Genomic DNA, 24169 nt, shown 5'->3' with positions numbered 1-24169 from the left:
AATGCCCGTCACAGCCGAGCTGAACAAGAAGACCGGTCGAAGCGTCCGCTTCGGCTTTGCCTTTATCGGCGTCATATTAATAGCGGTAAACCTGCGGGTTTCCTTTGTCAGCGTCGGGCCTCTTCTAAGCGACATCAGTGCCGACCTGGGCCTCTCCAGCACCGCTGCCGGCTTCCTGACCGGTCTACCGCTGATCGTCTTTGCTCTGTCCTCTCCTATCGCTCCGGCTTTTGCACGGTGGTTGGGACTTGACCGCGCGCTGTGGGCCGCGTTGTTGATCCTCGCCACCGGGATTGTGCTTCGTTCGGTCCCTGTCATGGGCTACGTATGGATCGGAACCGGACTGGTGGGGGTGGGCATCGCTTTCCTCAATGTCCTGGTGCCCTCGCTGGTGAAACGCGACTTCCCGGACCGGGTCAGCCAGGTGACAGGGAGCTACACGGCCGTACAAGCAGGGGCGGCAGCCATCGGGACTGCGCTCGTTGTGCCGATTGCACAATCCTCTCCGGGTGGTTGGCGCCTGGCCTTGGGTATCTGGGTTGGGCTCGTCCTGCTGGCGATGGGGTTCCTTTTGCCCTTCCTACGGCGCCGCCCGGCACCGAAGCGGGATTCCGGCCCGCGCCGGGCCGCATATCTCTCGCCCTGGAAATCGGCGCTCGGCTGGCAGGTCACCGCGTTCATGGGGCTGCAGTCCGTCTCGTTCTACGTCTTCATGGCCTGGCTGCCCAGCATTGAACACAGCCAGGGAGTTTCCGAAGCCGCGGCAGGGACACATTTGTCACTTTTCCTGCTGATCAACGTCGTGACGAGCTTCGCCGCGGGAGCCGTGCTGCACAGATTTCACGATCAACGGCTCATCGCTGTGCTAAGCAGCATCCTCGTATTTATCGCCTATGCGGGCATGGCGGCGGCACCTGGTTTGATGCTGCTCTGGATTATCTTCGGTGCCCTCGGCTGCGGAAGCCTCATCGTCGTCGCCCTGTCGTTGTTCAGCCTGCGCACCGTGCATCACACACAGGCCGCAGCCCTTTCCGGCATGGCCCAGTCGGTGGGGTACGCCGTCGGAGCGGCCGGTCCAGTCCTTTTTGGCGCGCTGCACGACTGGACCGGCGGCTGGACGCTGCCATTGGCCGTCATCGCCGCGGGTATGGCGCTCCTGTGCGTCGCTGCCGTGTACTCCGGCCGCGACCGGATCATCGGGCCCGCGACAGCGAGCGGAGTCCCACTGACACGCTAAATGCCCAGCCGAGGATCCCTGCAAGCGCCACCCGCTCAGCAAGCCCGAGAAACGCCGGGAAGAATCTAATGGACAGCCCCAGTGCTGCGAGGCCGACGGCGCCGACGCCGGCACATACGACGGCAGCCCGGGATGTCCGCAGCAGCGATGGGCAGCGCCGGAGCCATTGGGTCAATACTGCGATTCCAGCCAGGGCACTGGCAAACCCGGTCCCCGCCACGACCAGATGCACCATGCCGCCGGGCGTCGCCGTCGTGAGTCCGGCAGCCGCAGACTCGGCGCTGGGGATATCGGTGGGGAAGAAAGCCAGCACCGCCGAAGATACTCCACCGATACCCAAAAGGGTGGCTCCGGCGGTTTTCCTCCGCGACGCGCCGCCGGTCCCCAGCACGGCCCGCGTCACCGCGAACGTGGTGACCGCCCGGCCCAAAAAATTCAGATTCATCACCCAGCCGTATGGTCCCACCGCCAGATTGCTCTCGGCATCGCGGATCGGGCTGTAATGCGGCGGCAACCGCTGCAGTACGACGTCGACCGCTATGTACGTCACGACGCCCGCCATCGCGGCAGCGCAGTACCGCCGCCGTGCCCGGATGACGGCCGCCCGGGTAGCGGCCGTCTGGGTTACAGCCGGGATCGTTACAGTCGGGACCGTTACAGCCGGGAACGGTGGCACCGGAACGCGTCGAAGGATTTTCAGGATGGCACCTCAGATAGGAGCGACGGACTTATTGCTGGTGTTCCCCACAATATCCGGCGCCTGCGGGCTAATGACCCGCCCGGGCCCGCTCCGCCCAGTGCCGATCGGCGCCGCGGCGTGGAAGACTGGGATCGTCGAGCCGCTGCCGGAGGATAGGCTAGGCGAATAGCCACCTGGGGGAAGACAAAACATGACACAAACGGCGACCGCGTTCTCCGAGGCCGACTGGGAAGGCCTTGCTCTCGAGCAGCTGGCTGAGCTTGGCTGGCGGCCCAAGCATGGCGAGGACATCGCGCCGGGTACCGGTGAACGCGATTCGTGGGACGAGCTGCTGATCCGCCCGCGGCTGCTGAACGCGCTGCGGAAGTTCAATCCGTCCGTCCCGGAACAGTACCTGCAGCAGGCCGCGGCGGAGATCGCGGTGCCCAAGTCCCAGGATGCGGTCACCGAAAATCATCGGCTGCACAGCTACCTGGTGGACGGCTTCCGTGGGATCAGCTTCATCGACTCCGACGGCAGCGAAGTTAATCCGACCCTGCGGCTGATCAGTGCGGACGAGGACGCCAATGACTGGCTCGCCGTCAGCCAGGTGACCATAGTGCAGGGCGACTACCGCCGCCGCTTCGATTTAGTGCTGTACTGCAACGGCATGCCGGTGAGCATCGTGGAACTGAAGAAAGCCGGCAGCCGGCAGGCAGACGTTGCCGGCGCGCATGCGCAGCTGCAGACGTACCTGCGCGAATTTCCCATGGCGTTCCGCTTCTGCGTCTTCACCCTCGCCTCGGATGGAATTCTGGCCAAATACGGCACGCCGTTTACGCCGCTGAACCACTTTTCGCCGTGGACCGTGGACGACGACGGCGTCCCGGTTCCGCCGGGCTTCCTCATGGCCGGGGAAGCCGTCACCCCGATGCAGACCGCGCTGGACGGTCTGTACAACCTGACCCGCTTTGGGCAGCTGCTGCGGAACTTCACAGCCTTCGACGAGGGTTCCGCGGGACTGACCAAACGGATCGCGAAACCGCACCAGTACTTTGCGGTCACGCGCGCCGTGGGCAGCACGGTCCAGGCGGTCCAGAGCAACGGCAAGGCCGGCGTCGTTTGGCACACCCAGGGTTCGGGCAAGTCCATGGAGATGGAGCTGTACACCAATCAGGTGGTCCGGCACCCCAAGCTGCTGAACCCGACCGTCGTCGTCATAACCGACCGCAATGAACTCGACGGCCAGCTCTATGAGACGTTTAAGCAGAGCCTGCTGCTGCCGGAGGCCCCCCGGCAAATCCGCAGGCGCTCCGAGCTGCGCGGGGAGCTGAGCAACCGGACCACCGGCGGCATTTATTTCACCACTTTGCAGAAGTTCGGCCGCAGCCAATCGGAGAAGGATGCCGGCACGGACCATCCGCTGCTCAGCGCGCGGCGGAACATTATCGTCGTCGTCGATGAGGCGCATCGCAGCCACTACGACGACCTGGACGGGTACGCACGGCACCTTCGCGACGCCCTACCGCACGCGACGCTGATTGCGTTCACCGGTACGCCAATTTCTTTCGCCGACCGCAACACACGGGACGTTTTTGGCGATTACATCGACATTTACGACCTTTCCAGGGCGGTCGACGACGGCGCCACCGTTCCGGTGTACTTCGAGCCGCGCTTAATAAAAGTAGGACTGGCGGAGAACGTCACCGAAGAGATTCTGGACGTCGCCGCCGATGAGGCGACCCTGGGGCTGGACGATACGGAACGTGCCCGCCTTGAGGCGAGCGTCGCCGTCGTCAATGCCGTCTATGGCGCGCCGGAGCGCATCGCGGCCCTGGCCGCGGATTTGGTGGAGCATTGGGAAAACCGGCGCGCGCGGATGCATAAGTTCATCAATGCGCCCGGCAAGGCGATGATCGTGGGCGGCACGCGGGAGATCTGCGCCAGGCTTTACAGCGCCCTCGTGGAGCTGCGGCCGGACTGGCACTCGGCGGAGTTGGACAAGGGTCGGATCAAGGTTGTCTATTCCGGTTCCGCGTCGGACCTGCCGCCCGTGTCCGAGCATGTGCGCCGGGATTCCGCCAACGCCGTGATCAAGGGCCGGCTCAAGGACGTCGATGACGAGCTGGAAATCGTGATCGTCAAGGACATGATGCTCACCGGGTACGATTCCCCTCCCCTGCACACCCTGTACTTGGACCGGCCGCTGAAGGGCGCGCTGCTGATGCAGACCCTGGCCCGGGTCAACCGGACGTTCCGCGGCAAGGAGGATGGCCTGCTGGTTGCCTATGCGCCGCTGGCCGAGAACCTGGCCAAGGCGCTGGGTGAATACACCGCCGGCGATCAGGCCAACAAGCCCGTGGGGAAGAACATCGACGAGGCCGTGGCCCTGACTTTGGCCTTGGTGGATACCCTCGCGGCGCTGCTGGCCGGCTACGACTGGCGGAAGGTGCTCAACGCCGGCGGCAAACGGCCCTTCCTCAACGCCGTCAGCGGCGCGACCGCCTACCTGCGCGATCCCGCCACCTTCGGAAACCAGCCTGCTGCCGGCGAAGAGACCTCGGCTGCCAAATACCGTCGCTTCTCCAGCCAACTCTCCCGTGCCTGGGCGCTCTGCTCCGGCTCCGGGACCCTGGCCGCTCTCCGGCCGGACATTGCGGTGTACGAGGAAATCCGCGTTTGGATGGCTAAGTACGACGCCGCTGACAGGCAGGCCAGCGGGGAACCTGTGCCCGCGGAGATCCAGCGGCTGCTGGGTGAACTGATTGCCACGGCAACGTCTTCCGGGGAAGTACTGGACATTTACGATGCCGCCGGGATGCCTAAACCGTCGCTGGATGACCTCACGCCCGAGTTCATCACCAAAACGCAGCAGGCGCGCAACCCGCAACTGGCTATCGAGGCGCTGCGCAAACTCATTGCCGATGAAACCGTCGCATCCACCCGCAATAACGTCATCCGGCAGCGCGCCTTCTCCGAGCGGATCACCGAGCTGATGAAGAAATACACCAACCAACAGCTCACCTCCGCGGAAGTCATTGCCGAACTGGTGGCGCTGGCACGTGAAGTTGCCGCCGAGTCACAGCGCGGCGAACACTTCACTCCGCCGCTCAATACCGACGAACTCGCGTTTTATGACGCTGTGGCGCAAAACGAATCCGCTGTTCAAGTGCAGGGCGAAGGCATTCTGGCGGACATCGCCCGCGAACTGGTTGCCGTCATGCGCCGGGACGTCCGCACCGACTGGACCGTCCGCGACGACGTCCGTGCCAAGCTCCGCTCCTCCATCAAGCGGTTGCTGGTCAAGTTCGGTTACCCGCCGGACAAACAGCCCGAAGCAATCAAGCTGGTCATGGAACAGATGGAATCCATGGCCCCCCGCTTCGCCCAAGCGCGCGGATAATGTCGATCGGAACAAAACGTTCGGTGCTGATGGTCAGCATCCGGCCAGCCTACCTTCGGCTGTAAATCCCGGCGAAGGTCATTGGCCCGAGTAGGTGTTCCGCAGCTCCCGCTTGAGGACTTTTTGGCTGGGTCCCAGCGGGATTTGGTCGATGAAGCGAATGACGCGCGGGTATTTGTGCTTGGCCAGATGTTCCTTGCTCCAGGCAATAATTTCCTCCGCACTGGGCGGATTCTGCACATACTCCTGCTCCAGCTTGATCACAGCGCAGACTTCCTCGCCTCGCAGCTCGTCCGGCAGCCCGATGACCGCAACCTGCATCACCGCTGGGTGGCGGGCCAGTACTTCCTCCACCTCGCGCGGGTAGACGTTGTATCCAGAGCGGATAATGACGTCCTTGGTGCGGTCCACGACGGTGATGAAGCCGTCGTCGTCCTTGGTTCCCAGGTCCCCGGTATGGAACCAGTCCTCCGTCATGGCAGCCGCGGTGGCTTCGGGATCGTTTAAATAGCCGGCGAAGACATTGTGGCCGCGCACGACGATCTCGCCGAGCTGGCCATTGGGCACGAATTCCAGCCGCTCCGGAAGTGTGTGATCGGCGATTTGCACTTCCACGCCCCAAATCGCCGGCCCGACAGTTCCGGGCTTGACGCCGGAAGCGGGTGAATTAGTACAGACCACCGGTGACGTTTCGGAGAGGCCGTAACCCTCGTAAATAGTGACGTCGAAGGTTGCGTTGAATTTCTCCATAACGGCGACGGGCATGGAGGCACCACCGGAGACGCACAGCCGCAGCTTCGGCAAATCTTCCCGGTCCTTGGCCGCGGCCAACAGCTGCATGTACATGGTCGGCACACCGTGAAAAACGTTCACGTTTTCCGCGACCATCGTTTCCAACGCCGCTTCCGGGCTGAATTTGGGCAGCAGCACCAGCGTTGCACCGAGCCGGAAAATCGCGTTCATGCTGGCGGTTTGGCCGAAGACGTGGAACATCGGCAGGCACCCGAGAGCAATGTCATCCGTGCGGACATCATTGGCGTCCACGGCCGAAACGGTGGCATTCATGACCATATTGAGCTGCGTCAGGACAGCGCCTTTGGGCTTGCCGGTGGTGCCGGAGGTGTAGAAAATGACGGCCGGGTCCTCCGGGCTCCGGGGCGCGTAACTGTCTGCCTCCTGCGGCGCATCCGGATCCAGCACGGTCAGGCTCACCCGCTCGTTCTCCGGCAGCGGCCCGGCGACCAGCAGCGGAATCCGTACTTCGCGGGCGGCCGCGGCGCCGACTTTGAGGAAGGCACTGTGGCAGATGAGCAGCTTTGTGCCACTGTCGCGCAGCACCTGGACGATCTCTTGGACAGTGAGCAGCAAATGCACAGGAACGACGACGGCGCCGACGGCCTGCACGCCGTAATAGGCCCGCGGAAACTCCACTACATTGGGAGACATAATGCCCGCAACGTCTCCGGGCGCCAGACCGGCGTCCTTGAGCTGTGCGGCGTAGCTGCGTGCCTGCTGCCAAAGCGCGGCGTAGGAATAATGCACGCCGGCATCAATGACGGCCGTCTTCTGCGGGTATTTCCGGGCTGATTCAGCCAGGATTGCGGCCAGTGATAAAACGCTCATGTCTGCTGTTCCTTTTCATTGTCCTGGCATAGTCCCTTGTGTGTAGGCGCCTGTCTGCAGGCGCCTGCGGTCATCCCGGACCGCTCAACGCAGCGCCCTCCCGCAGGGTAGCCCCGGGCGCGGTGACCCCGGGCGGGGCGGGCGGGGTGGGCGGGGCGGTACCGGGCACGGTGGCCCCCTGCGCTGCTGCCCCGGCAACGTGGGTCAGCAGCGCGGTCAGAGTCAGCTGCAGCACCTCGCCCGCCTGCTCCACACCCAGCCCCAGCTGGTCCCGCAGTAATTGCCAGCTGGCCCAGTCCGCGGCGGCACAGGCTGCGAGGGTGAAGCGTTCGCGGTCCCCCGGCGCCAACGCAGCAAGCTCCTTCATAAAAAGAGCTTCGAAGGCGGCGCGGATCCGGCGCAGATTCTCCCGCAGGTTTTCCTGTAGTACCGGGGAAAAGGGGCGCTGGAGATCTGCTGCGCGTGCCAGCGGGGCCACCGATTCGAGCAGCGCGGCACGCTGCCGGCAGTAGCGCTCGATCCGCTCCGGCAGGGAAACGTCCGGTTCGACGGATATGAAGGCTTCATCCTGCCGGTCCAGCTGCTGCCGGGCAGTACCTGCCATCAGGCTTTCCATGTCCTTGAAATTGTCCCAGAGCGCGCGCTGGGACACACCCGCCCGGGCGGCGATCTGTTTCGCGGACGGCCGAAGTTCGCCGTCGTTAATCAAGGCGATGTGCGCATCGGCAATGATCTGCCGGGTCCGCTGCGCGCGGGCGCTTCGCCCGTCCACGGCAGCTGCACTCACCGGCTGTCCCCGCCAAAGGTGGTGCCGTCGTCGGCCAGCTGCCCCAACAACGGCGACGGCTGCAGCGACTCATCGCCCGTCAAAAGCGCATAATGCTGCAGGCGTTCCGCGACGTGCGCCAGCCCCACCTGGTCCGCGTACCACATTGGTCCGCCCCGGTAGGCAGGCCAGTTGTAGCCTTTAACCCAGATCACGTCGATGTCCCCGGACCGGTCCGCGATGCCCTCGGCCAGGATCCGCGCACCTTCATTGATCATCGGGAAGGTCAGGCGATCCAGGATCTCCTGGTCGCAAATGGGCCGCCGCACTATGCCCAGCTCCGCCGAGACCCCTTCGATCAGCTCCGCCACGAACCTGTCATCCTGTCGATCCCGGCCCTCATAGGCATAGAAGCCGGCGCCTGTTTTCTGCCCGAACCGACCTGACTTGCAGATGGCGTCGCTGACTGGCGCTGTAAGGCCCTGCGCCTTGCGATTACGCCAACCGATGTCCAAGCCGGCCATATCCCCCATGGCGAACGGGCCCATCCGGAAGCCGAAATCCGTCAACACCCTATCCACCTGTCCGGGAAGAGCTCCCTCGACCAGCAGCCGCTCGGCTTGTGCAGACCGGACCTCCAGCATGCGATTGCCCACAAATCCGTGGCAGACCCCGACGACGACGGGCGTCTTACCGATGCGGCGGACCAGTTCGAAGCCGGTGGCCAAAGCTTCGGCGTCCGCTTGCGCACCGCGGACCACCTCCACCAGCGGCATCACATTTGCGGGACTGAAAAAGTGCATACCGAGCACGCGCTCAGGATGGGCGGTTCCGGCCGCGAGCACATCAATGTTCAAATATGAGGTATTGGAGGCCAGCACCGCATCCGGGCGGACATGGCGCTCCAAGGTGGCAAAGATGTCCTTTTTGACCTGCAGATCCTCAAACGCCGCCTCTATGACAAGATCTGCCGCAGCGAGTGCGCCGTAGTTCAGACTGGTCTCAATCAAAGCGCGCTCGCTGCTGGCGGCCGCTTCGGTCCGGCTCCCATGGGCGACCGAGGTGGCGAGGTTATCCACGATCCGTGCCAGGCCGCGATCCAGCGCATCCTGCTCCGCTTCAACGATGGTCACGGGAATTCCCGCAGCTGCCAATGCCATGGCAATACCGCTGCCCATGGTTCCAGCGCCGACGACGCCTGCCCGGGCCACGCGCCTGCCGACCCCGGTGCTGAGGTTCCTGGGTTTGCGGGCGGCACGTTCAGCGGTGAACAGGTAACGCTGGGCCGCCGACTCGGGGCTTTGGCGCCGCTCATCGAACTTTTCCCGCTCCAGCTGCGCCCCGGTCTCGAAGGAGACTTCAATGCCGGCGGTGATGGCATCAACGGCGGCCTGAGCTGCGTAAGGATCCTTGGCCTTGTGCAGCGGGACCGCCGCCAGCTTTGCCACAGTTCCCGGGGCGGCGTGCGCCACCTCGACCTTTTCCTGCCGGTCCCGCGTCCGCGTCCGGTCACCCTTCAGCGCGAAGTGGGCTACCCATCGAACGCCGTCTTTCGCGGCAGGGTCGGCAAATACGGCGTCGACGAGTCCGTCGTGGTGGGCTTGGGCAGCGGAGACTGGTTTTCCGCTGAGGATCATGTCAAGGGCGCGTGCGGGACCAACCAGCCGCGGCAAGCGGCCGGTTCCGCCAGCGCCGGGGAGCAGACCGAGGGTGATCTCCGGCAGGCCGAGCCGGGCTTCCGGGTCGGCAATCCGCGCGTTGGCCGCCATTGCCAGCTCCAGGCCCCCACCCAGCGCCACTCCCGTGATCGCCGCGATGACCGGCAGCGGGAAGTCCTCCACCTTGGCGACGAGCTCGCGCAGATCCGGGGAGCTTGCGGCCGCATCGAACTCGGTAATGTCCGCGCCGGCGGAGAATGCTTTGGCTTGCCCCGTCAGCAGTACCGCCGTTGCCTGCGGATCGTGGGCAATGCCGTCAAGTGCTTCCACCAGTGCCTTGCGCAGCGGCAGGCCCAAGGCATTGACCGGCGGGCCGAACATGGTGACCCGGGCGACGCCGTCGATCATTTCCACCGTTACCGGTCCGGTTGAAACTTCACTCATTATGCACAACCCGCTTTCGTGTTTGCTCTGCCCATCCCGCTGCTGCCCGCCGGGCTGCTGCCTGGTAAAAAACAGCCTGGTAAAACTGCCCCGCCAAATACTGTCTACTTGAACGCGGAAATACCGGTGATGTCCCGGCCCACCAGCAGGGACTGGATGGAATCGGTGCCCTCGTAGGTACTCACCACATCCATGTCCGTCAGGTGCCGTGCCACGTGCCGTTCCAGCAGCAGACCGTTGCCGGCCAGGATGTCCCTGGCCTCGGCGCAGATCCACTTCCCTTTTTGTGCCGTGGACATTTTGACCATGGAGGCCATAGGTCCGGTCAGCTGGCCCGCCTCGGCGAGCTCCGCCATCCGCGTGCACATCAGCTGCATGGACGTCAGCTCGCTGAGCATGTTGGCGAGCCTGCCTTGCACCAGCTGGAAGGAACCGATCGGCTTGCCGAACTGCCTGCGCTCAAGGGCGTAGGCCGCGGCGATCTCGTAGGCCGCCATGCCGTGCCCCACGGCCTCCCACGCAGCGCCGCCGCGGGTTGCCGTCAGCACCAAGGACACGTCCTTGAAGGAATTGCAGAATTCCAAGACATTCCGCGCGGGGATCCGCAGATCCTCCAGCACAATGTCCGCCTGCATAATGGCACGCTTCCCGATCTTGCCGGTGATCACCGTCGGACGGTACCCGGCAGGGTAGGCGCCGTCGCCGCTCGTCGCGGGGACGTCGTCGCCCTGCACCAGGACGTCGTCGCCCTTCTCCAGCACAAAGGCCTTCACCTGGGAATCCGCAACGTCGCGGGCAAAGATCACCACGACGTCGGCCCGGTCTCCGTTCCCGATCCACCGTTTGTGCCCATTGAGCACAAAATCATCCCCGTCCCGACGTGCGCTGGTTTCCAATGCCACCGAATCCGAGCCGTGCGCCGGCTCCGTCAGCGCGAAGGCGCCAGTCTTTTCCAGCGTGGCCAGGGGCGGGAGCCAGCGCTGCTTCTGTTCCTCGCTGCCCAGCATATTGATGGCGCCCATGCACAGACTCGAATGCACGCCCAGAAAGGTGTTGATCGATCCGTCGCCCCGGGCCATCTCCCGCGCTACGATTCCCGCCGCCCGCCGGCTCAGCCCCGGGCAGCCATATCCGTCGATGGTACTTCCGATGACGCCCAGTCGGGCCAGGCCCGGGAGTAGTTCCGCAGGGAAGTCCGCGCGTTCCCAATAATCGTTGATCATCGGCAGGATATCGGAGGCAACGTAGGCCCGAATCCGGTCCCGGAGCGCCCGCTCATCATCCGTCAAGGCGTCGTCAAGCCGGAAATAGTCCACATTCACTTCGCGTTCGGCCATGGTTTCATCCTCTTCCTGCGCTGCGCAGCAGTGGTCCAGCTCACCTTCACAAACAATTTGCACACTATCTGCAAATTGTTTACGATTCAAGCACGGCGGTGCGACCCGGCAGCAGAATTACTTTGCCTGCGGCGACCCGTTGCTAAACTAAGCAGTAGATGGTAACTCACCCCGATTGACCGGAAGAGGTTTTCCCCTGCTACGAGTCATCAGTTATAACCTCCGGAAGAACCACGCGAGCGATGAACTCGTTGAGCTGGCCAAGGATGCCGGAATCGATCTGCTGTGCCTGCAGGAGTGCGACGCTGCCGAACTCCCGGAGACCGTAGGACACCTGCACCTGGCGGATTCAACCAAGGGCAACCGGCTGGGCCTGGCAATGTACTACCGCAGGGACCGCTTCACGGCATTGGAGACGAAGGCCTTTGCGCTCAAAAAGTCCATGCACGATCGGATGCTCGCACCGGCCCACGAGCGGCTGATCGCAACCCGGCTGATCGATCGTGAGACCGGGCGCAACCTTGCCATCGCGTCGTTTCACGCCGCACCGCTGACGGCGTCTAATTCGCTGCGCCGCAAGCAGATCCACGCCGCGCACGTTGAAATGCTCAGCATGGGTGGCGAACTGGTCACTCTGATGGTCGGGGATTTCAACTACCCCTTCTTCAAAAAGAACCTCACGGAACAAGTGAACAAGACCGGCTATGACCTCACAATGAGTGACAGCAGGACGTATACCCGATACAAAGTTTTCCGGGGCCACTTTGACTTCGCTACCTCATTGGGCCTGGATATCACCAATGTGGAAACTTTGCCGCGCGGCAAGTCCGACCATATGCCGATCCTGATCTCCGCCGAATACCTCTAACCCTTCGGCATGCGTGAACTCGTCGTTCTCGGCACCGCCTCGCAAGTCCCGACGCGAACGCGCAACCACAACGGCTATCTGTTGCGCTGGGACGGCGAAGGCCTGCTCTTTGATCCCGGCGAGGGCACTCAACGGCAAATGATCTATGCCGGGGTCTCAGCCGGACAGGTCACGCGCATCTGCCTCACCCATGTCCACGGTGACCACTGTTTCGGCCTGCCGGGCGTGCTTTCCCGGATGGCCCTGGACGGTGTGGCACACCCGGTGCACCTGCACTACCCCGCATCCGGCGAGGACGTGGTCCGGGCTCTGGTGTCCCTTGCCACCCCGGGGATCGACCTGCGGCTGCACCCGCATGGGAGCGCCGGGGCGATCGCGCCAGGCTTGGAAGTCCAGCCGCTGCATCACCGGATTGAAACGTATGGCTACCGGCTGGTGGAGCCCGACGGCCGCACCCTCCTGCCGGAACGCCTCACGGCTGCCGGCATTGCCGGCCCGGATACCGGGCGCCTGCAGCGCGAGGGAACACTGCGCGGCGTCCGGCTTGCGGACGTCAGCATACGGCGGCCGGGCCAACGCGTCGCCTTCGTCATGGACACAGCGCCGTGCGCGGGTGCCGAGGAGCTTGCAGAAGGCGCGGACCTGCTCGTGGCCGAATGCACCTTCAGCGACGACGATGCAGACCTTGCCCGGCAGTACCGCCACCTCACCGCCGGTCAGGCAGGCGCCTTGGCGGCCCGGGCCGCCGTCGGCACTTTGGTTCTTACGCATTTCTCGTCCCGGTACGCCAACGTATCCCCGCTCGCAGGCCAGGCCCGCATCCGCGCCGGCGGAGCAACCGTTACGGCCGCAAATGACTTGGACCGCATCGCCTTGCCCAAACGGCGGCAGAGTCCGCCCCGACCGACTTAGGTTTCGGCTCTGTCCCTCGCCGCCAACAAGCGACGCGCCGCGACCCCGGCGCGGCGCATCGTGTAACACTTATTACATGGATCTGGACGTCTCCCATGCGCTCACGATTCCCGCATCGGAACTCGGCTGGAGGTTTTCGCGTTCGTCCGGGCCCGGCGGTCAGCACGTGAACACGTCGGACAGTCGCGTCGAGCTCTCCTGGAACATTGCCGACTCCGCTGTGCTCTCCGAAACACAGCGGATGATGTTAGTTACTCGTCTGGGAAGGCGTCTCATTGCCGGAGTGATCACTGTGACCGCCTCCGAGCGTCGCTCCCAACTCCGCAATCGCGAAATCGCCCTGGGCAAACTCGCCGAACTCATCAGCGCCGGTCTTGCTCCCGATGCGGCGGACCGCCGTCCGACTAAGCCCACGCGGAGCTCGCGGCGGCGGCACCTCGCCGCAAAGCAGCAGCGGTCAGCAACAAAACGGCAACGCCAGCGGCCGTCCGCCGAGTAGCTTCTTACCGGCCGATACCTCCCAACTAGCTCGATAGCGTTGCCGTTGTAGATGACCAGCGCGCGGATGGAGACCAACAATCCGGACGCGGCCATCACATAAGTAGCCGCCCGGCCACGAAGTGCGATACCGCGTAATCAACCAGGAACGATCCCCAGATGATCGTCATGAACCATCCGGCCACGTCTGTGACCGCTCCAGATACCAAGACCTGGACGGAGTAGGCCGCCAGGAAAAGGACAGAACTTAGGATTAGTGGCCACTCTGCTGCGCGCTCGCACGCGGGGAATTCGCTAGGCGCGGTTACGGTCGGAAAAAGAAAGTGCGCTCTTAGCGGTCTGCAGCTGACGGTCCCTGCCCAATTGCCGGTATTCCCACAGTTCGCGCCGGATCCGGCGAAATATATCGACAACGGCCAGGCAGAGGGCGATGGGTGACCCCACGATCAGCACCAGCACGGCATATAGCCACGTCAGCGTTTCAAGGGGTGCACGTCCGGAGCGCAACAGAGCCAGACCGCCGAGCACTGCGACAGTCCAGAAAGCCAGAACGAGCAGCAGGACGATCACCGATGGGTAATATTGCCGGTACCGGGTAGAGTGCTGCATTGGTCCTCGACGTGTTTCGTAGCCATTCCCCATGGTCCCAGTATGAACCTGGGGACCCAGACGTGCCGGTGCCGCCCGCCGTGGCGTGGCAAATAGTGATGCAGACGTTATAAAAAATGTGCACCAAGTGCGGGGACGCGCAGCGGTTGCTTACCGCTGGAGGTCAGTGATCTCTATCCGGTAAGGGTCTGCCCCGGGCATCACCGGGCCACGCCTCGATCATGTGCTCGAACCCGGTCAGCACCGACGCCCAATACCGAAGTCGCTGTCAGCCCTTAACCGGTCGAAGAAGACACTGCGATCGACGTGCGTGAATCGGGTGCGCTCGTCGATCGTGTCGAACTCCAACAACGCCATCGGCGCCGACGTGTGGATCCTATCGAGCCACATGTCGTATATCGTGGCGATGCGGCTGTGCTCCACAATGCCGGTGTCTGTGGCCTCGTACCGAGAGACGGGACCGTTGTGAAATTTGCCCTTAGCTATGTCCCGTCCTCCGACGCGGACGTCGAAGGACCAGTCGCGGGCCTCCATGCTGTTACCGCCGCCCACCAGCCCAGCTTCTGCTTCTCGTCAGCGAACGCGCCCCAGAGGCACTCCACAGATGCTGGGTAGTCACGGGTCCGGGTGAAACCAGAGCGGGCGAGTCGTCGTTGGATGGTCATGAGTACGTTTCTATCGCGTCAGGGTGAGGTGGATCGTGCCGCTTTCAGCCACTTCCGTCGTTACTTGGTAGGTCAGTTCGAAGGCGCGCAGGTCATCCCACAGCCGGTTGCCCCGGCCGAGGAAGATCGGGGCCACTGTAAGGTGCAAGTCGTCGACCAGGCCGGCGCGCAGGAAATCACGGGCTGTGCTGTAACCACCGCCCACTCGCACGTCCAGGTCGCCTGCGGCCTCGACCGCCTCCGCGAGCACGTCCTCAATTACGGTGCTGCGGAAATGGAACGTAGTCCCGGCCTCCATCGGGATCGACGGACGCGGCGCGGTATGGGTGAGGACGTAGACCGGGGTTCCGAACGACGGCATGTCACCCCACCAGCCTTTCCAGTCCGGGTCCTCTGGAAAGGCGTGGAGCCCGAACATGCCGGCCCCCATGATCTCGGAACCGACGCCCTCGAAGAACGCGACGGCGTATCGATCATCGACGCCGGTCGTTCCAGCGCCGCTGGTCTCGCCGAATACCTTCTCCCGGAACGTTCGGGTCGCGCCATACGTCTCCGTGAGGCGTCCCCAATCTCCGCCCATCGGATCGTGCGGCGTCGGGTTGGCTGGCGTGTATCCGTCCAATGAGGTGAACAGGTTCATGCGAACGCGGGTCATATCAGATTTCCTTCGGGTTAGTGAGGGTGAGGAGGATGCCAAGCCGGTCGGCGTGCTGTTCGATGCTCACCGAGCCACAGGTGCAGAACGTCGAGGGCACCCGGTCGCAGGCTCACGGTGCGGGTCCGTCCAAGTTTCTCCGACGTGACTACTCCCGCGTTCTCGAGGACGCGCAAGTGCTGCATGAGCGACGGCAACGCCATCTCGAACGGTGCCGCGAGTTCGGACACGACCGCTGGGGACTTCGCCAATCGCTCTACGACGGCTCGGCGTGTGGGATCCGCGAGAGCGCGGAGCACAGAGTCGAGCTCTTCGTAATAGTTAGGCACAAACCTTAGTGTTTGTGATGGAGGAAGAGATTGTCAATCGATTCCCGCAAGAGAGCGCTGCGCCCAGCCCATTGGTTCAATGTGTCTTGCGGACAGAGGTTGTGCGAAGTGCTGACGGGGTGCCGACGGAGTCGCTGACGCTGGTGCCGACGCCGGCGAGCCTGTAGGCAGCAGGACCCGTCCCCCTGGCTCTAGACATAATTATGACCACCATCGGCACGGTCACCGCAAGGGGCAGCCCTCATGCGGGTCGAAACTCAAACAATCCACTGTGAGTCGCTCCGACGGCGTGTCCGGGCGCTATTCGGCGATCACCACCGGGTCCCGCCGGAGCAGTTTAGGCCGTGTCAGACCGTATTTAAGCGCCGCGGCCGCGACTACGCTACTGACAAAATGGGGACCGGCCCAGGACCCACCCCCGAGGCGATTGGCGCATAGCCTCTGGTGGTAGGACGTGTCCGGGTATCTGCGTTTGTGGTCCCGCTTGTTGGTTGTTCGTGGTTTTCTGTCATTTACGGCGGTGCGTTGAGCGCCACCGTTTCTTTGCAAGGGGGCAAAGATTATGGCCGATTACCGCGCGATTATGGCCTTGTTGTTGCAGGGCCGGAGGAAGACCATCGATGACCGGGGTTTGACACCGGCGGCTCTGCGCCAACGCAGACCACCACTACCATCCGAGGCAATGCGCCAGCGATCATGAACGACAAGGCGTATTCATCCCTGACCAACCGAGCCCTGTTGCGAAGAAGAGGTTCAAGGGCGCCATGCCCTACCCGAAGGACCAGATCGCCACCCATAAAAGCAAAAGCGCATGGGACGACCGGCCCGTGCGCTTTGATCCCCGTGGCTGAGCGTCGGGACATGGCTGCCCGGCACGGCATCGAGGTCTTGGACTTCTCCAGCGACGTGGCTGCAGAACTGCAGGAGATGACCCACCGCGGGCCGGATTCGATTCTTGATGCCGTTGGCATGGAAGCCCACGGAACGGCCGGGGCAAAGGTGATGCAGACAGCAACCGGCCTGCTGCCCGACAATGTGGCGCAGAAGGCCATGGAAACGATATCGGTAGATCCGACCTGGGTCCTGCACAACGCCATCTCTGCGGTTCGCCGCGGCGGAACGATCTCACTGAGCGGTGTATACGCCGGCGCGGCTACCTTGATGCCGCTGGTGGAGATGCTCGATAAGCAGATTCAATGACGCGAGCGGCAGTGCAACGTCCGGAGCTGGACAGAAAAGCTTCTCCCCTTCACCGAGGATGCCGCCTACCCACTGGGACTCGACGACCTCGTGACCCATACCGCTCCCCTCTCACGAGGGCCCGAGTTGTACGAAACGTTCCAAAAAAAGCAGGACGGATGTATCAAGGTCGTGCTCGAGCCTTAATATGGTCGTACGCCGTCACCAGACTGACCGGTGGTCCGCGGCTGGTTGCCGCGGACCACCGGCTTCGTTGCCGCCGTCGGGTGTTCCCAGCTTATCCGCGCGTGTCAGCGCAAGTATTCCACCAGCGCCGGTGCCACCATCTCCGGTGCCACCGCATGTTGCTGACCGTCAATGACGTCCTGCCTGCCGTTCTGGACCGCCGTAGCCACTGCCGATGCAGAAGCCTGTGCCCATGCGGCGCTCGCACCGCCGTACAAGGCCAAAGTCGGGGCGGAAATGCGGCCCAGCCGCTGCACCGGAACAACACTGTCCCCGGTGAGCGTCAGGTCGTACCGCAAGGTCGACGCCAAAGCCACCAGCGCCGGCCACCAAGGCGATTGCTTCATTCCCGCATCGAAGTCTGTGCCCGTGTGCCGGATGAATTTTTCCACTGCCAGATCCGCGTTGCCCTCGTCCACCAGCGCCTGTACCTTGTCAACAAAGATCTGCCACGGCTCGTCCCCTCCCTCGGTCGTGAAATAGGGCGGCTCATACACGGCCAGTCTGCTGATCCCCACCCCCGCGGCCGCCGCCTCAAGAGCCAGGATGCCCCCGGATGAATGGCCGTACACCCCCGCGGACCCGCCAACAGCTGCCACCAGTGCGCTCAAATCCTCGATCTCGCGCTCGACGGCGTACGGCGGCATATCCGTACTCTCACCGCGGCCACGGCGGTCGTAGACGACGACAGTAAAATCTGCCGCGAGCAGTGGCACCAGGCCCCCGGGGGACTGACGGGTATTCAGGGCCCCGCCGACCAGAATGAGCGGCGGACCGCTTCCGGCTGTTTCGTAGACAATAGTGGTTCCGTCGGTGGAGTGGACAGTTTCGGCCATGAAGTTTCTCCCAGGTGATTTGCACGCCGGTCCGGCAGTTCGCTTCTACGCGCTCTCGGCCGGAACTTCAAGGGCTCACTGTCATGCGGCGGCGGTGCTCCTGCGGGTGAGGAAATCTTCGGATCGATAGGGCGGCGCAGCCGCGTGGCTAAAGCGTAGTCTGAGTACATAGTTCCTGCGCCATCGATTGGAGCGTTCTCATGAAGGCGATCGCATTTGCCCGTGGATTTGCCGCCGGTATCCGAAAAATACCACTGGCGAGGGAAAAAGATTTCAGGGCTGCTCAGACGGTGCGGAACATGCCCGCACAAGTCTCGGAACATCTTGCCGCAATCAGGATGCACCGGCACGGCCAATACTCTGCGCTGCTTCGCCAGCACCTCGCGATAACCACCCTCACCTCCGTCGTCGTGATCCGGATGAGTCTGATGGATACGACCGGCGACCTGCACTCCTCGGATGAGCCCACTGTTGCTGAACTCGTCGCCAGGCTCTCCGAACAGTCCTCGCATCTGCTCCGGGATGAACTGCGGTTGGCTCAAACGGAGCTCACCGACAAAATCAAGCGCGCAGGTCTGGGACTCGGCTTTTTGGGCGGCGCGGGCCTCCTGGGGTTTTTGGGAGCAGCTGCAGCGCTCACCTCGGTGATCCTACTTCTCGCCCGCGTGGTGCCCTCTTGGCTCAGCGCCCTGATTGTTTCCGTAGTGCTTTCGACAGCGGCCGGGGCGGCGGCGCTCAAAGGCCGGAAGGAAATCGCAGCTGCCGCTCCTCTGGTTCCCGAGCGTACCGTTGAAAGCCTAAAAGACGACGTCAACGCGGTAAAGGAGCACGGTCAGCCATGAGCATGTCGACTTCGTCTTCAGGACCCGATTCCTCCGGGCCCGGCCAGGACGACGCAGTGTCGCAGATTCACAGCGACATCGAGAACACGCGGGAAGAGCTCGAGGAAACGATCGAGGCCCTGACCGGGAAATTCGATGTCAAGGCCCAGGCCGAAAAAAAGACCGAAGAACTCAAGTCCCGGGTTGGGGAACGAATTGAAGCCGGGAAGCATAACGTGGTTGATGCTCTCGGATCTGCCGGACGGGAAGTGGTCGCTGAATCCCACAGGAGCGGACAAAGACTTTTGCGATCTGACGTTCGTGTACTGGCCCTCTTTGTGGCCGCGGGTGTTGCCGCCGCGGCCGTACTGATCTCCCGCAGCCGCAGGAAGCGCCAATAATTCCAGCCCCACAGCTGACTACGGCATGCCCACTGCCGGTAAGGCACTCCAGGCCATCAACGCCGCCGCCAACCTCGCAAAGGAGATCCGCAAGTACAGCGGTTACGCCCGCGAAACTGCGAGGGCGCAACCACCACCTATCTGTCCCACAGCCGGCACTCCTGTGAGACTCATCATTACCTGGCGAAAAGCGCCAGATGCGGACCACCGTGATTCTGCGGTTTTGGTGAACTACCGCCCAGGTCAGCTCACCGACCTAGTTGGCGAGCCTAGTCGGCGCTTCCGTTTCCGCAGTGGGGGCAGGCGGTCCTACCGTCGGGCTCCCCTTCAACCGGGGTACTGGGAAGCGCTTCCTGGCAGCCCTCACAGGTGTTCTTGAGAGCCCTTTTCGCCAATGCGGTCTGTATGTCGAGAACCAGCGGGGGAACGACGACTGCGGCAAGAGCGGTGACGGCGACGATGTTCCCGATCAGCTCAAGCTTGGCGTTTCCGCCCTGAATTCCGCGCCCGCCGTTGCGCAGCGGACCGTTCCCCCACCAGGCCCTTGCCGCGTTCTCAGCGGCGATGCCCCAGTGCTTGGAGATCCTCACGCCGGACCCGTCGACGGCGAGGTTCTTGGCGCCCAGCAGGAGCGTGCTCTGCGTTGCCTCGTTCAGCTTGCCTGCCCCTTCCATCAGGTGATGTGCCACGGGAAGGACAAGCCTAAGAGTGAGGCTTTTGCTTTCGTTCTCGCCGGGAGACTGACTGTTCACGCTCTACCTTTTTCTGTACGTCCGCAACGCGGACCGCACCGGTGCTGTCGATTTCCGCCGGAACCGCTGTCGTCCCGATGATACCCACAGATTCACTTTCGTTTCGAACTCGCTGATCATAGGGTCGGGATTAAGTAGTCCGGCGGCCGAAGACGCGGGAACGGCTGCCATCGTGGCTAGGTCCAGGTATCCGATCTTGGTCGCGTCCCGAAAGTTGACGGACAGCCGGCGGGGCTCCGTCAGCTTTCCGGGGTTGTAGACAAACGCGGGCGCCTCGTCGGGTGTGGGCTGAGGTTCCGGCGGCTCAGCAACTACGACCGACGAAGTTATCACCGGCTCAGCCGGTGCCGTCGGTGTCAACCTGGCCATCACGTCCATGCCGTTCTCTTTCTTCATGGCGCTTCAAGGTGGCCCGTGCCGCGGTCCTTCCATCCCCGCAATCATCGTCTCTGGCCTTTCACAACGGGTGCGTCAAAGCCCATCGGCGCTGCTGCCCGCACGCATCATCATCACCGTTTCACCCGACGTAGTGAATGTAGGCAGACCTAATTGGCGAGCCCTTTGTTGTCTCAACTTGGGTTGCGCATCGTAACTTGGGTGCGTATTATACACATGATTATCCAACGTATATATACTTTGTGACTTTTCTTAACCAAAAAGTTGCGCTACGCTCACCATCAGCCAACGCGTCGATCGCGACAGGAAAGCGCCGTGGCAGGCCTTCCAAGGATGGAGAACAGTGGAAAAGTACTGCAGTGTAGAGGGCTGTGGCCCGGCAGAAGTTCTAAACCGGGGCATGTGTCGCAAGCACTACCAACGCTTCATGAAGAACGGCCATGTGGAACTGGCCGGGAGGAAGCGACGTTCAGCCCCCGAGATCAGTCTTGACCAATCCTTTCCCGCGCTGGCCAACGAGTGGCATCCCACATTAAACGGGGATCTCACACCTGACGCAGTGTCAGCGGGATCGTCGCAGAAAATCTGGTGGCTTGGCGTCTGCGGTCATCCTTGGGAAGCGACCATCCATAGCCGCACTATCGGCTGCGGGTGCCCGTATTGCGGGAACCGCAAAGTTGGCTACGGCAACGATTTGGCGAGCCAGTTCCCGGAGGTCGCGGCCACCTGGCACCCCTATTTGAACGACGACCGGACCCCCGACCAGGTCGCGCCTCGCTCCAATTCGAAAGCATGGTGGCTGGGTGCATGTGGCCATCCATGGGAAGCTGTGGTGGCGAACCGCACCAACAAGATCCGCTCCGGGTGCCCCTACTGCGCTAACCAGAAGGTCGGCTACGGCAACGATCTCGCCACGCGCTTTCCCGACCTGGCCAAGGAGTGGCATCCGACGAGGAACGATGACGTCACACCCGGCCAGGTGACGTCGGGGGCCAGAAGCAACGTGTGGTGGCTGTGCAGCAGCGGCCACGAGTGGCGGGCGATGGTGTTCAAGCGGTCCTGCGGTGCTGCCTGCGAGAAGTGCAAGCTGGTGGGCCTGTCCGAGCTCGAGATCGGCTTGTACGCAGAACTCAAGGCTGTCCTCGGCGAGCACCTGGCTCCGGTCCAGCACGACTGGAGGATCGCAACAGCCGGCGGGGTGAAGATTCGGGTGGATGTCATTGTCGGCACCATCGCAATCGAATTCGACGGCTCGTACTGGCACAAAGGCAAGGAAGACAGGGACCGGGAGAAGACCGACCAGCTACAGGAGCTTGGATACAGCGTCATACGGGTACGCGAGCACCCGCTGGAGGCTCTTTCGCCTCAGGACGCGCTGGTGCGGCGCGCGCCTACAGGCCACGACGTCGCGTCGGCAGCACTCGAAGAGATGCTGGAAGGTGGTCTTATCGAGAACGAGGCGGCAGAGTCTGCACGGAGATACATCCTCAACGGTGTTGCCGTCGCGGAAACTGAAGCAAGACAGATCATTGCTGCCCTACGGCTCCGAGAGTACGGGGAGCTGTCGCTGGCCGACAAGTTCCCTGCGGTGGCGGGCGAGTGGCACCCGCAGTTGAACGGAGATTTAACTCCAGCCCAGGTGATGGCGCACTCAGGGAAACCGGCATGGTGGCTGTGCCCCGCCGGCCACGCGTACCTGACGCCCATTGTGCAAAGAACGACTGACGGGACGGGCTGCGGGCAGTGCTCGGGGCGCTACGTCACCCCGGCGACGTCGCTTGCCGTCATCCGCCCCAACTTGGCCGGCCAATGGCACCCCACACTCAACGGTCAGCTTACGCCGGAGGACGTGTTGCCACACTCAGGCCTGACCGTCTGGTGGCTATGCGCCGAGGGTCACGCCACCCAGGACAAGGTGAAGGACCGGGCCAAGGGGATGGTCTGTCAGGAATGCCCGAAGTCACGCCGCCGGGCAGAAACATCGCTCGCGGCGCGCTTCCCGGAATTGGCGTCGCAGTGGCACCCAACCCTGAACGCCGAACTGACACCCCACGACGTGCGCCCCTATCTGAACCAACTGGTGTGGTGGCTATGTCCTAACGGCCACTCCACGCAGGACACGCTGAACGCCCGGTCGCGGGGAAGGGTATGTCAGGACTGCCCTGGAGCGCGCCCACGCAAATCAAAACGGAGCTAGACTGCACAGTCGAACCGTTCCGGAGGGATCGGCGCCCACCAAGACCTGCTGGATTGAGTAATGCTGGCGCCCGCTTTGGAGCCTGCGGCTCGGTTTCCAGAGCTGTTAGGCTCCGTGACGGCTCCCAGATTACTCAAGGCTCGGGAATCGCGCTCATACGGTCATCCACCCAGTCCTCGACAGCCCATAGCTCCCGAAGGCCGTTATCCAGCATTTCGGCCAGGACCGGAAAATCGATGCGCGCCGCCTCCGTAGGCTGATTGACCGTCGAGTACCTAAAGCTGGTGCCAGGTTTATCCGTAAGGTGCCATGTCTCGATCAACGCCGCGAGATCTGTGGGGAACTCCTCACCAAGATCAAGGGCATCATAGTGTTCCCGCAGTTCTCTGGACAGCTTATGAAAGTTATGGCCGTGGACATTGCGGATGCGGTCTTGGACTACTGAGGATTCAAGATCTGGGTTTCCTCCGTCGACCCACTTCCGCCGCCAACGGGCAAAATCAGCCAGACAGGACTTCAGAGCCAGCTCGTATGCCTGCCGGTACAGCGTAAGAAATGGGAGGAGGATCATGTCATCCTGCGGCTTGCCGCCAAAGGTGCCCGCCAATCGCTTGGCGGCAAAGGCATAGTGCGCGGCGAAGTTGCGATCGGTCTCGTAAGGAGCCTTTACGACAAGGTCTGCGTAGTTCGTCGAGTCGGTCGCGGCGACAGCTTCCAGTAGCTTCCACTTGATCGGATTCTGTACTGGTGGCGGGATGCTGGGAATCATGTTCATGGACCGACCTTAGCAATGCCTCGGAGTCACACTCCTTCCACGCCCCACGGGAGAACTAGTGTTTTGGAATCTTGGCATTGGGCGGCGCCCGTGAGTTGCGTGGGTCACAAGCGAGTCCCAGTAATTTACGGCCATCCCCGGTCTATGACCCCGTCGGCCTCGGGTGCCGGCTCGTCGCCATGTCGGTGACCGTCATCTTCGTGAGGAAACCGGCTGCACGGGGCTCTGACCTTGTCAGGCTCCCTCGGAATGTCCCCTGGCCGGGACCGTCTGGGAGGCGCTAGACCTTTAAGGCCGTGTCCCAGTCCGCTGCCGCATGTACCCACGCATCAGTTGCCAATGACTACGCCTCACACGTTGCACAAATGCCCGCGGGCGTGAGGACCATATAGCAGTCGGGGCAGACACCCGGAGGCATTCCAGCCTTTCTGGGGATCCGGAGGCCAAGGCGATCGGCTAGTACCTTCGCTTCGGGGATAGCTTTGCTAAAGGGTCCGTGGTTGACTCTGAACCGTCCGCCTTCAGAAGACTGCATTGCTGCAAGAATCACGTTCAACGACTGCCTGGAGCGGTAGTGAACCCAGCGGTCTCTGTCGTCGATTTCGATGCAGTACAGGTCAGGATCGGACCACAACGCGATGGCCGATTTTCCCGTCGTCTTTGACGTCGCTATCACCCCCAGCGGGACTTTGGAGGCGGTCAATACTTTCAATGCGGCCGGAAGGGGTTCCTTCGCCCGGACCGAGATCTGCAGGCTCAGGACTCCGGATATAGCGAGTTAATTTTTTCGAGATGATGCTTTGTCTTTGACTTGATAACGCAGGATGAGATTGGTGCCGGGATAGCGGGTTTTGGTGGTGGTGAGGTGGTTGCAGAGCTCGAT

The 24169-nt window shown here is 62.8% G+C and carries 22 protein-coding genes and 1 pseudogene; 10 read left to right on the top strand and 13 right to left on the bottom strand.

Features of this window, described 5'->3' with window-relative positions:
• Nucleotide 1: 1 nt before the first annotated feature.
• Nucleotides 2-1237 carry an MFS transporter gene (locus IV500_RS14590; RefSeq protein WP_196397546.1) on the top strand — a complete coding sequence of 412 codons (1236 nt, stop codon included), beginning with the start codon at nt 2-4 and terminating at the stop codon, nt 1235-1237.
• Here IV500_RS14590 and IV500_RS14585 read toward each other — a convergent pair.
• Entirely contained in the window at nt 1194-1787 is a 594-nt protein-coding gene (locus IV500_RS14585) for a DUF998 domain-containing protein (protein ID WP_196397545.1), read from the bottom strand. The two genes, IV500_RS14590 and IV500_RS14585, sit on opposite strands and share 44 nt — an antisense overlap.
• Before the next feature lie 151 nt (nt 1788-1938).
• Between IV500_RS14585 and IV500_RS21570 the strand changes: the two genes are divergently transcribed.
• Nucleotides 1939-2106, top strand: coding sequence for a hypothetical protein (locus IV500_RS21570; RefSeq protein ID WP_230855011.1), 168 nt, complete (start codon nt 1939-1941; stop codon nt 2104-2106).
• Nucleotides 2107-2127: 21 nt separating this feature from the next.
• Nucleotides 2128-5319, top strand: a complete 3192-nt coding sequence (locus IV500_RS14575) for a type I restriction endonuclease subunit R (RefSeq protein ID WP_196397543.1) — start codon at nt 2128-2130, stop codon at nt 5317-5319.
• A 78-nt stretch (nt 5320-5397) separates the two neighbouring features.
• Here IV500_RS14575 and IV500_RS14570 read toward each other — a convergent pair whose 3' ends face one another.
• The 4 genes from IV500_RS14570 to IV500_RS14555 all read right to left on the bottom strand — a co-directional run bounded on the left by IV500_RS14570 (nt 5398) and on the right by IV500_RS14555 (nt 11147).
• Nucleotides 5398-6942 (bottom strand): long-chain-fatty-acid--CoA ligase, encoded by a 1545-nt coding sequence (locus tag IV500_RS14570; protein ID WP_196397542.1) that lies wholly within the window; start codon nt 6940-6942, stop codon nt 5398-5400.
• Between the two features lie 70 nt (nt 6943-7012).
• Complete coding sequence (locus IV500_RS14565; protein WP_196397541.1) at nt 7013-7729, bottom strand: TetR/AcrR family transcriptional regulator; 717 nt, start codon at nt 7727-7729, stop codon at nt 7013-7015.
• Nucleotides 7726-9810, bottom strand: a complete 2085-nt coding sequence (locus tag IV500_RS14560; RefSeq protein WP_196397540.1) for a 3-hydroxyacyl-CoA dehydrogenase NAD-binding domain-containing protein — start codon at nt 9808-9810, stop codon at nt 7726-7728. Before IV500_RS14560 ends, IV500_RS14565 begins: the two co-directional genes overlap by 4 nt.
• 104 nt (nt 9811-9914) lie before the next feature.
• Nucleotides 9915-11147, bottom strand: a complete 1233-nt coding sequence (locus IV500_RS14555) for an acyl-CoA dehydrogenase family protein (protein ID WP_196397539.1) — start codon at nt 11145-11147, stop codon at nt 9915-9917.
• Nucleotides 11148-11322: 175 nt separating this feature from the next.
• Here IV500_RS14555 and IV500_RS14550 point away from each other — a divergent pair, with 175 nt between their 5' ends.
• The 3 genes from IV500_RS14550 to arfB all read left to right on the top strand — a co-directional run bounded on the left by IV500_RS14550 (nt 11323) and on the right by arfB (nt 13426).
• Nucleotides 11323-12015, top strand: a complete 693-nt coding sequence (locus IV500_RS14550) for an endonuclease/exonuclease/phosphatase family protein (RefSeq protein WP_230855010.1) — start codon at nt 11323-11325, stop codon at nt 12013-12015.
• 9 nt (nt 12016-12024) lie between these two features.
• Nucleotides 12025-12927 carry a ribonuclease Z gene (locus IV500_RS14545; protein WP_196397538.1) on the top strand — a complete coding sequence of 301 codons (903 nt, stop codon included), beginning with the start codon at nt 12025-12027 and terminating at the stop codon, nt 12925-12927.
• Nucleotides 12928-13003: 76 nt separating this feature from the next.
• Entirely contained in the window at nt 13004-13426 is a 423-nt protein-coding gene (arfB, locus tag IV500_RS14540) for an alternative ribosome rescue aminoacyl-tRNA hydrolase ArfB (protein ID WP_196397537.1), read from the top strand.
• A 293-nt stretch (nt 13427-13719) separates the two neighbouring features.
• Here arfB and IV500_RS14535 read toward each other — a convergent pair whose 3' ends face one another.
• The 4 genes from IV500_RS14535 to IV500_RS14520 all read right to left on the bottom strand — a co-directional run bounded on the left by IV500_RS14535 (nt 13720) and on the right by IV500_RS14520 (nt 15653).
• On the bottom strand, nt 13720-14034 hold the full coding sequence (locus IV500_RS14535; protein WP_196397536.1) for a hypothetical protein: 315 nt from the start codon (nt 14032-14034) through the stop codon (nt 13720-13722).
• Between the two features lie 237 nt (nt 14035-14271).
• Complete coding sequence (locus tag IV500_RS14530; protein ID WP_230855009.1) at nt 14272-14586, bottom strand: SRPBCC family protein; 315 nt, start codon at nt 14584-14586, stop codon at nt 14272-14274.
• A 123-nt stretch (nt 14587-14709) separates the two neighbouring features.
• On the bottom strand, nt 14710-15354 hold the full coding sequence (locus IV500_RS14525) for a dihydrofolate reductase family protein (protein WP_196397535.1): 645 nt from the start codon (nt 15352-15354) through the stop codon (nt 14710-14712).
• A gap of 17 nt (nt 15355-15371) precedes the next feature.
• Nucleotides 15372-15653, bottom strand: a complete 282-nt coding sequence (locus tag IV500_RS14520) for an ArsR/SmtB family transcription factor (RefSeq protein WP_312875942.1) — start codon at nt 15651-15653, stop codon at nt 15372-15374.
• A gap of 870 nt (nt 15654-16523) precedes the next feature.
• Between IV500_RS14520 and IV500_RS21565 the strand changes: the two are divergent.
• A pseudogene (locus IV500_RS21565) lies at nt 16524-17069 on the top strand (MDR/zinc-dependent alcohol dehydrogenase-like family protein); the annotation flags it as partial.
• Between the two features lie 104 nt (nt 17070-17173).
• On the opposite strand, the gene IV500_RS14510 reads toward IV500_RS21565, so the two are convergent.
• Nucleotides 17174-17944, bottom strand: coding sequence for an alpha/beta fold hydrolase (locus IV500_RS14510; RefSeq protein ID WP_196397532.1), 771 nt, complete (start codon nt 17942-17944; stop codon nt 17174-17176).
• Nucleotides 17945-18144: 200 nt separating this feature from the next.
• Between IV500_RS14510 and IV500_RS14505 the strand changes: the two genes are divergently transcribed.
• Complete coding sequence (locus IV500_RS14505; RefSeq protein ID WP_230855008.1) at nt 18145-18786, top strand: phage holin family protein; 642 nt, start codon at nt 18145-18147, stop codon at nt 18784-18786.
• A complete protein-coding gene (locus tag IV500_RS14500; protein WP_196397531.1) occupies nt 18783-19166 on the top strand; it encodes a DUF3618 domain-containing protein in 384 nt (127 codons plus the stop codon). Before IV500_RS14505 ends, IV500_RS14500 begins: the two co-directional genes overlap by 4 nt.
• Nucleotides 19167-19435: 269 nt before the next feature.
• Here IV500_RS14500 and IV500_RS14495 read toward each other — a convergent pair whose 3' ends face one another.
• The gene (locus IV500_RS14495) at nt 19436-19918 is read right to left on the bottom strand and encodes a hypothetical protein (protein ID WP_196397530.1); all 483 of its coding nucleotides are present in this window, start codon (nt 19916-19918) and stop codon (nt 19436-19438) included.
• Nucleotides 19919-19921: 3 nt separating this feature from the next.
• Nucleotides 19922-20314 (bottom strand): hypothetical protein, encoded by a 393-nt coding sequence (locus tag IV500_RS14490; protein ID WP_196397529.1) that lies wholly within the window; start codon nt 20312-20314, stop codon nt 19922-19924.
• Between the two features lie 343 nt (nt 20315-20657).
• Between IV500_RS14490 and IV500_RS14485 the strand changes: the two genes are divergently transcribed.
• Nucleotides 20658-22511, top strand: a complete 1854-nt coding sequence (locus tag IV500_RS14485; protein ID WP_196397528.1) for a zinc-ribbon domain-containing protein — start codon at nt 20658-20660, stop codon at nt 22509-22511.
• Between the two features lie 133 nt (nt 22512-22644).
• Here IV500_RS14485 and IV500_RS14480 read toward each other — a convergent pair whose 3' ends face one another.
• Nucleotides 22645-23286: a hypothetical protein gene (locus tag IV500_RS14480; protein WP_196397527.1), complete on the bottom strand. Its 642-nt coding sequence runs from the start codon at nt 23284-23286 to the stop codon at nt 22645-22647.
• Nucleotides 23287-24169: the final 883 nt, after the last annotated feature.

It is taken from the genome of Arthrobacter terrae (assembly GCF_015708085.1).
In the GTDB taxonomy this organism is placed as follows: Bacteria; Actinomycetota; Actinomycetes; order Actinomycetales; family Micrococcaceae; genus Arthrobacter_M; species Arthrobacter_M terrae.
Note: the sequence above shows the minus strand (reverse complement) of the source record. Positions and strands in the feature narration are given on the sequence as shown.

Bases quoted from the DNA above. Each gene is read 5' to 3' on its own strand.
- IV500_RS14590 (WP_196397546.1), top strand. From the start codon at position 2: ATGCCCGTCACAGCCGAGCTGAACAAGAAGACCGGTCGAAGCGTCCGC.
- IV500_RS21570 (WP_230855011.1), top strand. From the start codon at position 1,939: ATGGCACCTCAGATAGGAGCGACGGACTTATTGCTGGTGTTCCCCACA.
- IV500_RS14575 (WP_196397543.1), top strand. From the start codon at position 2,128: ATGACACAAACGGCGACCGCGTTCTCCGAGGCCGACTGGGAAGGCCTT.
- IV500_RS14570 (WP_196397542.1), bottom strand. From the start codon at position 6,942: ATGAGCGTTTTATCACTGGCCGCAATCCTGGCTGAATCAGCCCGGAAA.
- IV500_RS14560 (WP_196397540.1), bottom strand. From the start codon at position 9,810: ATGAGTGAAGTTTCAACCGGACCGGTAACGGTGGAAATGATCGACGGC.
- IV500_RS14555 (WP_196397539.1), bottom strand. From the start codon at position 11,147: ATGGCCGAACGCGAAGTGAATGTGGACTATTTCCGGCTTGACGACGCC.
- IV500_RS14545 (WP_196397538.1), top strand. From the start codon at position 12,025: ATGCGTGAACTCGTCGTTCTCGGCACCGCCTCGCAAGTCCCGACGCGA.
- arfB (WP_196397537.1), top strand. From the start codon at position 13,004: ATGGATCTGGACGTCTCCCATGCGCTCACGATTCCCGCATCGGAACTC.
- IV500_RS14535 (WP_196397536.1), bottom strand. From the start codon at position 14,034: ATGCAGCACTCTACCCGGTACCGGCAATATTACCCATCGGTGATCGTC.
- IV500_RS14525 (WP_196397535.1), bottom strand. From the start codon at position 15,354: ATGACCCGCGTTCGCATGAACCTGTTCACCTCATTGGACGGATACACG.
- IV500_RS14510 (WP_196397532.1), bottom strand. From the start codon at position 17,944: ATGGCCGAAACTGTCCACTCCACCGACGGAACCACTATTGTCTACGAA.
- IV500_RS14505 (WP_230855008.1), top strand. From the start codon at position 18,145: ATGAAGGCGATCGCATTTGCCCGTGGATTTGCCGCCGGTATCCGAAAA.
- IV500_RS14500 (WP_196397531.1), top strand. From the start codon at position 18,783: ATGAGCATGTCGACTTCGTCTTCAGGACCCGATTCCTCCGGGCCCGGC.
- IV500_RS14490 (WP_196397529.1), bottom strand. From the start codon at position 20,314: ATGAAGAAAGAGAACGGCATGGACGTGATGGCCAGGTTGACACCGACG.
- IV500_RS14480 (WP_196397527.1), bottom strand. From the start codon at position 23,286: ATGAACATGATTCCCAGCATCCCGCCACCAGTACAGAATCCGATCAAG.